Below are 13,720 nucleotides of genomic sequence, written 5' to 3'. Positions count from 1 at the left end.
AAATGTATTTACAGTATAAATTTCGTGAAATAGTATAAGTTGGGTAGCCACTTGCTTGCACAAAGAAGTTAGAGCGCAGTCTTGAGGCTAGACTTTGTGCTTTGATTAAACTGTTATGTAATTATAGATAGACTATTAGTTAGCTAATAGCTTACAGCCAGGGCTATTTCATTCTATCTAGCCCGCCTCAGAATGAATTCTGAGTCTAATAGCAAAACTCGTCTAAAGACGACTGAGAAAAGGTTATAGTCTCTTTTAACGGACTTTAGCTAAAAGCCAAAGAACTTTATTTCTGGGCAGTTTATGTCTAGAACTAAATAGCCCTAGCTTACAGGTTTGTCAGTTATGGATACTTGTTCTTGGTTAAAAATGTTTTATTTATCCTTTGAGAAAAACTATGGATTATAACGTTTGGTTTCGCCCTTTCGTCTGGATGGATTACCGACTGGCAGTATTATTCCTGGTAGTTATTCCGCTAGTTCTTCTGATTTGGGCATTTGTGCAAAAAGCGGAAGGCATACAACGCTTATTGGCTATATACTGGCGAGTATCAAGCCTGGTAGCAATCACGATTTATTTAATGATTGCTCAGTATCCAGTTAGCTTTATCTCTGGGTTGATAGCTCAGATTTTGATCCCGATTTCGCTGTGGTTCTGGGTGGATATCAACGATGAAATTGAGTTTCAAACCAGTGGCTCTTTGAAATTGATTTTTACCTCTTGGCGCTGGGCTACAACTGTTTATTGTATTTTGGGTACACTAGCCTTTATCCCTTTTTTGAGTTGTGCTTTTTCTGGTAGTGCGCTGAAGACTTCCCATTGTCGCGTTTGGTTTGAGGCTCCGTTGCTATTCAAAGAATATTTCCATGCTAATAGCAAGGCTGAGTTTTTAGGTTTTCTCGGCATAACTTGTTTAGTAATTTATGTGCTTTACTTAAGCTACTTTGTTCTGATTAAGTTAGGCAAGCAGGGACGCTCGGCTACACCACAGTAAGCGTCGTTGCACTACCATACCCCTATTCTTAAAAAAATGGATTCCATTGGCAAGCGACTGGAACAATACACCGCTAAACGTCCCCAAGAAGTTCTAATTGTAAGGGTGGAAATTGCTGATGAGGAAGATACAATTGCTATTTTCAAAGGCTTTTCCAGTTCTTTGATGCGCCCTACAGCATTTGATGCAGATGTACCAGTTCTGCCAGATGGGGCAAACATCATCAACATTGACCGAGTAGCCAGTCCTTATAATCCTGAAGCACCCCGTTATATTCAACAAGGAATTTCTTGGTCAGCTATGGAAGCTCTATTATTAGAAGTGGGAATTTAACTATTTAATTGGGCAGTTATAGTTATTCTTCGGTTGGGTGATTAAACTTAAGTAGAATCAAGCGTTAGCACGGAAAACTCAACTGTAGTCATTTTTGTTGATGTCGATGACACTCTTGTTCGCTCGGTTGGAACGAAATGAATTCCAATACCCAGTGTCATTAAAGTAGTTCGAGAGTTAAAGGCGCAAGGAGCAGTACTGTACTGCTGGAGCAGTGGAGGCAGTGATTATGCTCGTGCTTCAGCAAAGGAGTTTGGACTAGAGGATTGCTTCGCTGGTTATCTCCCAAAGCCAGATGCAATGATTAATGATCAACCATTTCCGGCTTGGCGAAGCTTACGCCATGTATATCCATTGCAGGCTGACAGTTTGCTCAGTGAGTAGAATTCTAGACGACTGTCATAGAGCGATCGCCCAGTTTGATAAGATGGTTGGCATAGTTGGAGCTTGAACGCAGCCGAACAACTGCGCTGCAATTCGTTCTCGCTATGTTCGTCGATTCGGCGGACGCACAAAAAGAGCCGCATGATCACCGGAATCGTCAACGCAGATTTTGAACCTCAGATATGATTTGTTTAGCCACTCGAAGGGAGCATGAAGATTATGAACAAAACGCCTTTTGAAGAGTCATACAATTCAGATGACGAGCTTCTAGCTGAGTACCACTTTGATTATAAAAAGGCGAAGCCCAACCGCTTTGCCGCTCAAAGTAGAAGAAAGCAACTGCTAAAAGTTGTGGTTCTAGATGAAGATGTAGCTCAAGTTTTTACAACACCAGAATCAGTCAATAAGGTGCTAAGGGCAATAATTGAGTCAATGCCATAAGTTACAGACGGCGACACAGCCTAACAACCCCAATGCAGCCGACGGATGAAAGCCTCTGGTGCTGAGTTCAAGCTTGCTTACATCCCCTGAACAGGAACGTTACCCTAAAGGAAGTAAGCTACAGTTGATGTCTAAATTGCCATCTGAAACTGTCTTTATTTTTGAAGAATTATTTTGACTTTTAAATTTAAAAAATGTCCCGTTCTGGATACACACTACCAGTATTTGCCTGTGCTGCTGCTGTTGCAGCTTTACATTGGTTACGCGATCGCCAACCCCTAACTTTAGCATCTGTAGATTTGATTGAACCCGCTCAAATCGCAGAAATCCCCATTGAACAGGTAGCAGGATTATCTGAGAATACAGCTTTAGCGATCGCTCGCAGCGATCCTGGTGATAATCTTGATTTAACCAAAAATACACCGATTTGGGCGCTGGTGGAATGGAGAGAAGCAGGTGAGGCTGTAATTATTAAAGGTGGGGAAGGAATTGGCAAACAGGCGAATGCTGATGACAAGCCAGCTATTTATGCTTATGCTCAAAGGCTTTTAAAAGAAAACTTGCAACGAATGCTAGCACCGGGAGAAAAAATCACGGTGACGATTATTTTACCCGAAGGGCGATCGCTTGCTGTTCGCACTTCAAATTCTGCTTTTGGTGTGGTTGAAGGACTTTCCCTTTTAGGCACAACCGGCATTTCTCAACCCTTAAGTACACCAGATCAGCTTGCAGTTTTTCGGGCTGAGTTACAAAATAAAGCCAGTCGTTTTGAGAGTTTAGTATTCTGTATCGGGGAAAATGGCCTAGATTTGGCGCGTAAACTAGGGATTAATCCTGAACAATTGGTCAAAACTGCTAACTGGCTTGGCCCAATGTTAGTAGAAGCTGATGTGCTAGGCGTGAAAGAAATCTTATTATTTGGCTATCACGGTAAGCTGATGAAACTGGCTGGAGGGATTTTTCACACTCATCACTACTTGGCTGATGGACGGCGAGAAATTTTAGCAGCCCATTGTGCGATCGCAGGTTTAAAATCACCAGATATCCAAGCTGTGTTTAACAGTGCAACCGCCGAAGCCGCACTAACATACCTAAAATCGCTAGATGCATCAACTGGTAGTGATTGGGTAAATCAAGTTTACAGTGCGATCGCAGAAACTATCGATGTTCGTTCTCAAGAATACATCCAAAACCACAAGGAAAGCAGCACAAGAGTAACAATCTGTGGCTCTATCCTCTTTGATCGCGATCGCAAAATTATCGTGAAGAGTAAAACTGCTGGTCTGTTGATGGAAAAATTATGTTAATTTATTATGAATAATCGTAAACAATTCAAATAAATAATCTTCTAAGTAACCACTCTAGGGTAAATTTATCGTTTTAATACCATTTCCGACTCAGGAACATCCACAAACTCACATAACCTTGCGTTTGTAAAGGCTCTCTATACCATTATCAGCCTACCCAGGCTGAATAATAGCATCACCATAGACCACAAAGCATCTACCCTTAACAGACATAACACTCCCGTCATGAATACAGCGGTGATACCAACAGAACAAGCACCCCAAACATTAGAAAATTTTGGGAGACTTGATCGCCAATTGATTGTAATTCTGGATTTCGGCTCTCAATATTCTGAGTTGATTGCCCGTCGCATCCGCGAGACTCAAGTATACTCTGAAGTTTTATCCTATCGCACTACTTCCGAACATTTGCGCCAACTCAATCCTAAGGGAATCATCCTCTCAGGTGGCCCAAGTTCGGTTTATGGTGATAACGCTCCCCATTGTGACCCAGAAATCTGGAATTTGGGAATACCCGTTTTGGGTGTTTGCTATGGGATGCAGCTGATGGTAAACCAACTCGGTGGGGAAGTCGCAAAGGCTGACCGAGGTGAGTACGGCAAAGCCTCATTATATATTGATGATCCCACAGATTTGCTCACTAATGTTGAAGATGGCACCACCATGTGGATGAGTCATGGAGACTCAGTTACCCAAATGCCGTCAGGGTTTGAATTGCTGGCACATACAGAAAATACTCCTTGTGCTGCGATCGCCGATCACGAAAAGAAACTTTACGGCGTTCAGTTCCATCCAGAGGTAGTGCATTCTATTGGCGGTCTAGCATTAATCCGTAATTTTGTCTATCATATCTGCGATTGCGAACCTACTTGGACAACAGCAGCTTTTGTCGAAGAGGCAATTCGGGAAATTCGCGCCAGAGTTGGTGACAAGCGGGTGCTGTTGGCGCTGTCTGGTGGGGTGGATTCTTCTACCTTAGCCTTCTTGTTGTATAAAGCCATTGGCGATCAACTGACTTGCGTATTTATCGATCAAGGCTTTATGCGAAAGTATGAGCCAGAGCGATTGGTAAAGCTGTTCCAAGAGCAGTTTCACATTCCTGTAGAGTATGTAAATGCTCGCGATCGCTTTTTAGCTAGAGTTGCTGATATCACAGATCCTGAAGAAAAACGCCGCCGCATCGGACACGAATTTATTGCTGTATTTGAAGAAACATCCAAGCGCCTCGGTCACTTTGATTATCTAGCCCAAGGGACTCTTTATCCAGATGTGATCGAATCTGCTGACACCAACGTTGATCCCCAAACTGGTGAGCGGGTAGCGGTGAAAATTAAGAGTCATCACAATGTTGGCGGTTTACCCAAAGACCTAAGATTTAAATTGGTGGAACCACTGCGGAAACTATTTAAAGATGAAGTCCGCAAAGTTGGGCGTTCCATTGGTTTACCAGAAGAAATTGTCCAACGGCAACCTTTTCCTGGGCCTGGTTTGGCAATTCGCATATTGGGGGAAGTCACATCTGAGCGGTTAAATATTTTGCGCGATGCAGATTTGATTGTCCGGCAAGAAATTAACCAACGCGGTATGTATCATGATTTCTGGCAAGCATTTGCTGTATTGCTGCCAATTCGTAGTGTTGGCGTTATGGGGGATCAACGCACTTACGCTTACCCAATTGTTTTGCGGATTGTTACCAGTGAAGATGGCATGACTGCTGATTGGGCAAGAGTCCCTTACGATGTGCTGGAAGTGATTTCCACTCGGATTGTGAATGAGGTGAAAGGGGTGAATCGGGTGGTTTATGACATCACCTCTAAGCCGCCTGGAACCATTGAATGGGAGTAAGGGACTTCCAACTAAAAAAATATCCCATCCCTGCGGGACGCTACGCGTAGCAAGCTCCCCAAAGGGGTACGCTTTGGCGTGCTGGCGTTGCAGGGGAGGAAGAATCTAACGATCATCTTCGCTCCCAAAATTGAATAATTTAATTTCTAGAAATCCCTAACCAAGTTTTGAGTTGACTTAGTTCAGAAACTGATGAGCGAATTTGATATTTTAAATTTTGGATAATGGATTGAAAGATTCAAAACTCCAAATTTAAAAAAGTCTGTTCACTCAGCGTCTGCACCAAGAGCAAGCAAATTTATTCGTGGTTTAGTTCTACGAAAATCCCAACCTTTTATAGGACTACTATTTGATTTTTCAAAAGATACGTAGTAGGGTGTCAAGGCTAAAATGATGCATTAAGTGTAGGTTGGTTTGAGCAATGTTAAACCCAACATTCATCGGGGTGTTGGATTTTATTCTTCGCTGCGCGACGCTGACGCGAACGACCTAACCTGCAAAATTTATTGCACAACATTTAGCCTTGACATGCTAAATAGGGTGTGTAGCTGCGAAAGTACGACACCAAATCCTTATAAATGGTGCGTTACGGATTTAATTTTAATGCACTCTATAGTACGTAATTTTGTTCAAAAATAAAATAGGAATTTTATAACAATAAAACAGTCAGTAATTAACAAGATTATTCTTTAACTCCAATTATTGATAAAAGTTAATTAAGAAATTAAACACCAACATAATTTTATCCCGTCAATAATTAACCATCTATTTGATGTTGGCTGGACGAATTAAGTTATTTTCTAGGAAAATAGACGCGATCGCAGTAAAATTACCAATGGTGTGGTTACTAAGAAAAAACAAGCATCTCATTAGAAATAACTTTTATGCGATCAACATTAATGGAGATGTTATGGAACCTACTCTGCCCCTTGCTGGCTTAAACATCCTCGTAGTTGATGATGATGACGATAGCCGCTTTTATATTACTACCGTGTTGGAAGCTGATGGAGCCACCGTCATGGCAGTTGCATCGGCAGAGGTAGCATTGAAAGTATTACCTGAGTTGCAACCAGAAGTTTTAATTTGTGATATTGCTATGCCTGGTGAAGATGGCTACACTCTCATCCGCAAGATCCGGGCGCTGAAGTCTGATATTTGGGAAAAACTCCCGGCTATAGCTTTAACTGCCTATGGCGATAGCGAGTATCGTAGCCGTGCGCTGGAAGCGGGCTTTCAGACTCATGTGGCAAAACCCGTTGATCCAGGAGAACTAGTTGCGATCGTTGCTGATTTGGTTGCTTCTTATAAGAGTTAATGCAAAGATGCAGTGATTTGTCGGTGGTAATTTGTTATTTCTCTAATCTCTCTCATCTCCGCTCATATTCTTTATCACTCTATATTGATATTGTGCTTCTATTGTGCTTCAGGAAGATGTAGGGTGTTTTTTGTAAAAATAAACGATCGCATAAAAGAATGCATCCAGTCAATAGCCAGGAATTTGGCACGATCGCATTTGTTAATTTTGAGCAAAGCCGGAGACGTTTCAGTTAGCTGCAAAAAAGTCGGAGTTAAGGCTTCCTTATATCTGAAACAAGGCGTGATTTTAAATTGCTTAGATTACTTCGCTCCAGTTTCAAAGCTAATTTGCTCAGATTTATAGGCTGGTGGCTCGACGTGAATTAAAATCCTAACTGGACGGAACCGTTCTTCTAATCGGCTTTCTACTTCTTCGGTGATGTGGTGAGCGGTTTTTACGTCTGGTGCATCTACTATTAAATGCATTTCGATAAAGACTTGACGACCAAGAACACCGCGAGAAGCAATATCATGACAGTTAATTACACCTGGAACAGAAGTAGCGATCGCATGAATTGCTTCTGGTGCGATCGCCATTTGATCGACAAGCCAAGGCAAATTTTCTTTTAAAACTGACCAGCCACTCCAAAATACCAACAAGGCGACAGGAAAAGCTAACACCAAATCCATCCATTGATAACCTAGCCAAACTCCGATCAAGCCGCCAATTACAGAGATTGTCACCCAAATATCGCTCATGGTATGTGTAGCGTCAGCTATGAGAATTGAGCTACCTACCCGCCTACCCACACTACGTTCGTAAAACGCCACAAAAATATTCACGCCCAGCACAATTAGTAATAACCACAACTCAGGTGGCGATATTTTCACAGGTTCACCACCACCTTTGAGAATTCGCTCGATTGCTCCTTGCAGAATTTCAAAACACGCTATTCCTAAAAACGAGGCAATTCCTAAAGCTCCCACAGCTTCAAACTTGCTGTGTCCATAGGGATGCTCGCGATCGGGTTGTGGAGAAGAAAATTTACTTGCAATTAATCCTAAAACGTTATTAGCGCTATCTGTCACACTATGCAAGGCATCAGCTAGCAAACTCAACGAACCAGTCCAGTAACCCACAAGTGCTTTCAATCCCATTACAAACAGGTTGAGTAGTAGGGTAATAATTAAAACCTTTCGCACTTCGGCGCGGTTATCGTAAATCATAGATAATTTATCACATCAAGTTCTATAACTTCTAATGTAAAACTTAAAACATAAATACAGACTAATCAAATGTATCAAAGTCTTACGCAGTAAAACTTAAGTCTCTCTATAGGCTCTATGTTTTATACTATTTTGTTGAGATTATTTATAACTAACAACAGCTACAAGCTTTATATGTATTAATAATACCTCTACAGATAACAGCAGATTTTTAGCATTAATTCTAAAAATATTTTAATTAAATTTGTTATTCATACATCCAGTTGGGTCAGACCGAATTGTATTTAAAGAGATGATGATAACCATCAGTAAGCTGTACTTACTCAGGAAAATTGATGAGTCTAATGAGTTTAATTTACTACCTTTAACCAATAGCGAAAAAGTGTCGAATCCTAATTATTTTCTATATCCCCTGTTCCCTGCTCCTTTGCCTCTTGTACAATCCCCCAATTTCTCTCAAGAGTCACTCAGCATTTCTTTCCCTCGCTAAACAGCAATTAACAAGCCAGAGGCATGGGTGAACATTTGATACTCTTCCGAGTTTGAGTAAGAACTTGAGCAATATAATTTCAATGGTCAATTTTCTTCAGACGACAAGTTTCAATCACGAATACTATGAGTACCAAAAAACTTACAGATAAGGTGGCATTGGTAACTGGCGGCTCACGCGGTCTGGGGGCGGCGATCGCTAAACGTCTGGCGGACGATGGTGCAACTGTCGCCCTCACCTACACTAGCTCCCCACAAAAAGCCGACGAGGTAGTGCTTGCCATCGAAGCGGCAGGTGGACGAGCCTTGGCTTTTCACGCCGACAGTGCCAATGTGGAAGCTGTGAAAAACGCTGTCGCTGAGACTGTGAAAGTCTTTGGTCGTCTCGATATCCTTGTAAACAATGCGGGGGTCGCCGCTTTCGCCCCGATTGACCAGTTCTCACTGGATGATTTTGACCGACTCATCGCGGTTAACGTCAAGGGTGTGTTTGTTGCAACTCAAGAAGCTGTCCGCCATATCGGCGAGGGTGGACGGATCATCATGATCGGCAGTGTTAACAGCGACATTATGCCTATTGCTGGTGGCTCTGTCTACGCTTTGACCAAGGGTGCGATCGCTAGCTTCACGCGCGGTCTTGCCCGCGACCTTGGCCCTCGTGGCATCACGGTGAACAATATCCAACCCGGCCCGATTGACACCGACATGAACCCGGCGGACGGTACTTTTGCCGACAGGATGAAAAGCATCACCGCCCTCCAGCGTTACGGACGAAGCGAAGAAGTCGCCGACATGGTTTCTTATCTCGCCAGTGCGGAAGCGAGTTTCGTCACCGGTGCGAACCTGAAAATTGATGGCGGCTTCGCAGCCTGATTCGCCAACCAAAGCAAAGCCAAGAAAAGTCCGATTATGCAAATCTGTCTGACGACGATGCCTGCGCCAAGGCTAGGGTGCATCCTCGAAAAAATGGGGTTCGCCACCGTCGCTCTCGGCGGCTTCGTCTCTTTTTCCGGTAATATTAGTACTTATCAAGAAGTTTTAATAAAAAATGTCTTCAATTCCTCTAACCTTGAACCTAGTTGAAGGTTCTGTCTCCTTCAGTTTTTCACCCCAAGCAGCACGAGAATTAAAAGCAGCAACAGATCAATTGATGGAGCGTCTGAAAGCTGTAGCCGCTAAACCCACTCCTGGCGGTGGTAAAGTAACTCCCCAGCCTCCTCTGGAATATCGTTATACAGGTGAAGTATTTTTAGAAATTTTCTGTAATCCTAATATCTGGCCAACACCCTTCGCAGCCAAAGTTTTGCTGACTGTCCGCAACGTCAACATCCGCTTGACTACTGAAGCTGAACTTACTCGTATCATTGAAGACATTAATAATTACTTAGAGCAAGTAGGATAATAGTTCATGTGATTTTTCTGTACTTTTCGAGATTAAAAAAAATACTATACAAATTTTGGATTTTGCGAAAATTGAGCTAGTTGCTTGTGGAGTTTCTCTATATTGTCGCAACTGGTGACGACATTTAGCCGGACGTTAGCCAACTTTTCAAGACGGATTCTGGCTTTGAATAGCAAGCAGACTATCACTTACTTTAGGGAAGCGATGCAATGAATTGCAAGTCCAAAGCGAAGTTCCTACATTTACCTATTAGATAAATATAGGAACGTCACAGAATCTACTTACTAGACTCAAGCTATAGCACCAGATATACACAAGAAATGGTTCTGATGCCTTCTTTAACTTGAAAAGTTGTATAAATTCAGACTCCAATGCTTTTAGGTTAATGAAAAACGCAAGATTCTATATGGGGCAATGCTCATCAAAAACCAGAGATTATCCCCCAGATTGGGCGTTGAATAGTTGATGGTGATATCCACACATCGAAAATGAAACCCCAATCCCAAAATTGAAATCAAACATTGATTAGTCGTTATCCCACTGTTCACGACCAATTAGGTCGCCAATGCGATCGCGTAACAAAAAGTCACATTTCTCCAATTCACATTCAACACAAACCCACTCTCTCGCTGGAATGTATTGGCAGAGGGTATATATTGGCTGTTGTCGGCTAATCATTCCCTTTTGCACCAGTCGGCGTGCTTCGTCTTGAATCAGATCGAGAGAGTAGTAATTGATAGAAGGCACCGTATTCACACTCATGTTTTTTACTCACAAATTAACACTTACGATAGTGTTCCCGTTAATAATTAGGAACAAACATTACAGAAATTAGACTTGTGGCTAGGATTTTGTAGTTTGCTATACGGAACTATTTTTATTTTGACGCTAGATATCCTGAAATTATCTCAAGAAATGTTAAGAAAGTCAACGAATCCTGACATTTGTCGAAAATCCGCTTTACAAAAAAAGTTCCGAGTAGTTAACTTTACCTGCTATGGCGGCTGTATAGTTTTTATGCAACAAGTCTGAAAGTCTTGCCATTACTGTATTTAAGCAAGATTTAGCGGTTTCCAGAGGTTCAGGGCGCATAGGTGTAGCCCGCCGTAGGCATCGCTTACATATCAAATAATCACCTTAAAGCCGGATTTAGACTGCTGGTATTTATCTAAGGGTAAACAACATAAAAATATTTGTCAGATACTAGGGTATAAAGTGTTGCAAAACATAACGGCTAAAGTAACCTAAGAAGGCTTTTACCCTAGCATCTGTTAACAATTTCTTAAATAGAACCGTAATTATTTGGTTAATTTCAGCACTAATATTACACAGTTTTCTTAGGATAAACATCTGTAAAAGGGTGGACTAAAAGACTTTCAGTTGAAGGGGGCAGGGGAGGAAAGAGAGTTATTATTCAGTAATTCTTCTCTCAAGAACAGCTTCTCTTCTCCCTTTGCTTCAATAAACTACCTCAACCAAGAAGAAATTCCTTAACTAAAAGGTATTGGGGGTAGAGCGAAAGAGGAATAGTAGAGTAGAGACGGAAGCCAAGGCAAGCAAAAAACGTATATATGCAACTACCGATCCCTGAAATAGATTATGGTCATATTAAAACAGACGCGATTTGGTCACGTCTGTAAATTGTTTGGCGGATTTGCTGAGATTAATTGTTCTGAAGTTACATTGTTATTTCAGTTACTCATTCATCTGATGATTCATCATCTCGATCGATGCTGTCTTCTACTGCTACGAGATTTTCTGGGGGACGCTGATGGTTAAGTTGGTTTAGTAGTGCCAGTACTTTATTACCACGTTCTATGGAGCGATCTTCAAGAAACAACACCTCTGGTGTACGACGTAGCCGTACTCGCGCCCCAAGTTCACTGCGGACGTAACCTGTGGCTGACTTTAACCCTGCCATTGTTTCTGCTTTAGCTTCATCTGTACCATAGATACTGACATAGATTTTGGCGTGTTGGAGATCGCCAGAAACATCAACATCAGTAACACTTACCATTCCTGTACCCACACGGTCATCCTTGATGCCGTTGAGCAGCATTTGGCTAACTTCCCGTTTGATCAATTCAGCAACGCGGGAAACCCGGCGATTTGTAGCCATAAAAATTTCGCCTCCTTACAGAGGTTGTACAACAAAAATACATGCAAATTAAGTAGACAGTACTTAGCGCAAGCAATGCCAAAAGAAACCGTCTGTGGGACACAGCCCTGATATAGCGCTAGTCTAGATTGTACTCAAGCCTAGCATTGCTCGTAGGGTGAGAGTAAGGAAGACTAGGCTGCTCACAAACAAACCCAAGATAGCAATCAAGGTAACTGGGCGCTTCAACAATGGCACTAATGGCGCAAAGGTGTTAATAAACAGTCCTAAGACGATAGTAATTAAGTACCGGGGGTAGCGAAAGACGTTATCCCAAAATCCGTCAAACATCTGAATGTCAACTGCCTTGTTATATACTTACGTTTGTTTTGATATGCTTTATCTACTCAATTGTAATCTATGCGGCTGGAAAATTAGCCAGCTAATATAAAATATACTTCGTCGGTTATATTGGCTTTATTTAGTCACGATTATTTTCAGTTAAATCGCAAGTAAATGGTAATTCAAATCCCCAAGGAAACTAGCCCGCGTCCATTTTTGAAGTGGGCAGGGGGTAAAAGTAGGTTGATACAGCAATATATTCCTTATTTTCCCAAAAGTTATAAAAATTACTATGAGCCATTTTTAGGTGGTGGTGCTGTTTTTTTCTATCTCCAACCAAGTACAGCATTTTTAACTGATATTAATGCCGAATTAATTAATACTTATTGTTGTGTTAGAGATCATGTTGAGGAATTAATTTCTATATTGAAAGAGCATAAAATCCGACATGATAAAGATTATTACTATAGTATCCGAAACCACTCTGGTGGTACTGATATAGAAAAAGCTGCTCGGATAATTTATCTTAATAAAACTTGTTTTAATGGTCTTTATCGAGTTAATTCACAGGGTAAATTTAATGTGCCATTAGGCAGATATGACAATCCCAATATTTGTTCTGAGGTTTTACTAAAAGCAGCCTCAGAAGCACTTTCTACATCTAAAATTAAACAAACAGATTTTGTTGATGTGCTAAATTATGCCACAAGCAGTGATGATTTTATTTATTTTGATCCACCATACTATCCTGTAAGTGAAACTAGCTATTTTACAGCTTACAGTAGCTATCGGTTTGCTGAAGATCAGCAAGTTCAACTCAAAGATGTATTTGAAAAATTAGCTGGGCGTGGAGTTAAAGTGATGCTATCTAATTCAGATTGTGAATTTATTCGCAACCTTTACAGCAGTTTCCATATTCACACTATATCAGCATCTAGGGCAATTAATTCTAATGCCAAAAAGCGCGGAAAAATTACAGAATTACTAGTAACTTCGTATTAAAGATTATTGTTAGACCAGGCAATGAATGAACTTAAATTATGAACATAGAGAAGATTTTGATTTAAAACAACTTGTTTCCCTAACCACGACACAGCTTGCGGTTTCATACCTCCACCGTCAATTAATACAACTGCTTGTGCAGGATAGCAATTTTGAATATTCAAGTTAAGGTAAGGAAGTTTTTCATCGACTGAACCGCTAGTTTGCTGCCATTTACACTCAATAATTAGCCCGGAAGAAACGGATGCAGCACCAATAATATAAAAGTCTACATATATATAGCTCCCATAAATTCCTGCTCCGATATAAACCTGCCTTGCATATCGTTTGGGTATAGTATTCAAGCTTAAAAGACATCCAAGGCGCTGTTTTTTTGGTAAATCAAAGCCCACTTGGACATATCCATGACCCAGTAAAATCCCTTCTACAGCTTTTTCCAAGACATTGCCAGAAGTAACTGCTCTTGCGCCTTGAGTCATCTTTATCCTGATTATTTTCAAAAGGTTTCCTGATTTTAGGATTCCCTGGAAGCAACAGTAAATGCTAGGTTATATAAATTT

Annotated in this window: 15 protein-coding genes; 9 read left to right on the top strand and 6 right to left on the bottom strand. The window is 41.3% G+C overall.

The features are described from left to right. The first annotated feature begins 397 nt into the window (after positions 1–397). Entirely contained in the window at positions 398–994 is a 597-nt protein-coding gene (locus V7K25_RS06975) for a DUF3177 family protein (RefSeq protein WP_335156337.1), read from the top strand. Positions 995–1,030: 36 nt separating this feature from the next. Then, complete coding sequence (locus V7K25_RS06970; protein ID WP_335156335.1) at positions 1,031–1,327, top strand: DUF7734 family protein; 297 nt, start codon at positions 1,031–1,033, stop codon at positions 1,325–1,327. 311 nt (positions 1,328–1,638) lie between these two features. On the opposite strand, the gene V7K25_RS06965 is transcribed toward V7K25_RS06970, so the two are convergent. Then, a complete protein-coding gene (locus tag V7K25_RS06965) occupies positions 1,639–1,854 on the bottom strand; it encodes a hypothetical protein (protein ID WP_335156333.1) in 216 nt (71 codons plus the stop codon). Between the two features lie 76 nt (positions 1,855–1,930). Between V7K25_RS06965 and V7K25_RS06960 the strand changes: the two genes are divergently transcribed. The 4 genes from V7K25_RS06960 to V7K25_RS06945 all read left to right on the top strand — a co-directional run bounded on the left by V7K25_RS06960 (position 1,931) and on the right by V7K25_RS06945 (position 6,619). Then, on the top strand, positions 1,931–2,152 hold the full coding sequence (locus tag V7K25_RS06960; RefSeq protein ID WP_335156331.1) for a hypothetical protein: 222 nt from the start codon (positions 1,931–1,933) through the stop codon (positions 2,150–2,152). A 194-nt stretch (positions 2,153–2,346) separates the two neighbouring features. Then, positions 2,347–3,459 (top strand): cobalt-precorrin-5B (C(1))-methyltransferase CbiD, encoded by a 1,113-nt coding sequence (cbiD, locus tag V7K25_RS06955; RefSeq protein WP_335156329.1) that lies wholly within the window; start codon positions 2,347–2,349, stop codon positions 3,457–3,459. Between the two features lie 225 nt (positions 3,460–3,684). Further along, a complete protein-coding gene (gene guaA, locus V7K25_RS06950) occupies positions 3,685–5,304 on the top strand; it encodes a glutamine-hydrolyzing GMP synthase (protein WP_335156327.1) in 1,620 nt (539 codons plus the stop codon). A 910-nt stretch (positions 5,305–6,214) separates the two neighbouring features. Then, entirely contained in the window at positions 6,215–6,619 is a 405-nt protein-coding gene (locus V7K25_RS06945) for a response regulator (RefSeq protein ID WP_335156405.1), read from the top strand. Between the two features lie 302 nt (positions 6,620–6,921). On the opposite strand, the gene V7K25_RS06940 is transcribed toward V7K25_RS06945, so the two are convergent. Continuing rightward, positions 6,922–7,827, bottom strand: coding sequence for a cation diffusion facilitator family transporter (locus V7K25_RS06940; RefSeq protein ID WP_335156325.1), 906 nt, complete (start codon positions 7,825–7,827; stop codon positions 6,922–6,924). Positions 7,828–8,442: 615 nt separating this feature from the next. On the opposite strand from V7K25_RS06940, the gene V7K25_RS06935 reads away from it, so the two are divergent. Beyond that, positions 8,443–9,189: a 3-oxoacyl-ACP reductase family protein gene (locus V7K25_RS06935; RefSeq protein WP_335156323.1), complete on the top strand. Its 747-nt coding sequence runs from the start codon at positions 8,443–8,445 to the stop codon at positions 9,187–9,189. Positions 9,190–9,364: 175 nt separating this feature from the next. Beyond that, positions 9,365–9,718, top strand: a complete 354-nt coding sequence (locus V7K25_RS06930) for a hypothetical protein (RefSeq protein WP_335156321.1) — start codon at positions 9,365–9,367, stop codon at positions 9,716–9,718. A gap of 525 nt (positions 9,719–10,243) precedes the next feature. On the opposite strand, the gene V7K25_RS06925 is transcribed toward V7K25_RS06930, so the two are convergent. The 3 genes from V7K25_RS06925 to V7K25_RS06915 all read right to left on the bottom strand — a co-directional run bounded on the left by V7K25_RS06925 (position 10,244) and on the right by V7K25_RS06915 (position 12,167). Beyond that, positions 10,244–10,480 (bottom strand): DUF4327 family protein, encoded by a 237-nt coding sequence (locus V7K25_RS06925; protein ID WP_012407481.1) that lies wholly within the window; start codon positions 10,478–10,480, stop codon positions 10,244–10,246. 937 nt (positions 10,481–11,417) lie between these two features. Beyond that, on the bottom strand, positions 11,418–11,837 hold the full coding sequence (gene rbfA, locus V7K25_RS06920) for a 30S ribosome-binding factor RbfA (protein ID WP_335156319.1): 420 nt from the start codon (positions 11,835–11,837) through the stop codon (positions 11,418–11,420). Positions 11,838–11,960: 123 nt separating this feature from the next. Beyond that, entirely contained in the window at positions 11,961–12,167 is a 207-nt protein-coding gene (locus V7K25_RS06915; protein ID WP_100901538.1) for a DUF751 family protein, read from the bottom strand. Positions 12,168–12,332: 165 nt separating this feature from the next. Here V7K25_RS06915 and V7K25_RS06910 point away from each other — a divergent pair, with 165 nt between their 5' ends. Next, the gene (locus V7K25_RS06910) at positions 12,333–13,160 is read left to right on the top strand and encodes a DNA adenine methylase (protein ID WP_335156317.1); all 828 of its coding nucleotides are present in this window, start codon (positions 12,333–12,335) and stop codon (positions 13,158–13,160) included. Here the strand turns inward: V7K25_RS06910 and V7K25_RS06905 are convergent. After that, positions 13,157–13,639, bottom strand: coding sequence for a PD-(D/E)XK nuclease superfamily protein (locus V7K25_RS06905; protein WP_335156315.1), 483 nt, complete (start codon positions 13,637–13,639; stop codon positions 13,157–13,159). The genes V7K25_RS06910 and V7K25_RS06905 overlap by 4 nt on opposite strands. Between the last annotated feature and the right edge of the window lie 81 nt (positions 13,640–13,720).

Origin of the sequence: Nostoc sp., from assembly GCF_036919495.1 — a bacterium.
Lineage (GTDB): Bacteria > Cyanobacteriota > Cyanobacteriia > Cyanobacteriales > Nostocaceae > Nostoc.
The sequence above is the reverse complement of the archived record's forward strand: the minus strand, read 5'-3'. Positions and strand labels throughout refer to the sequence as shown.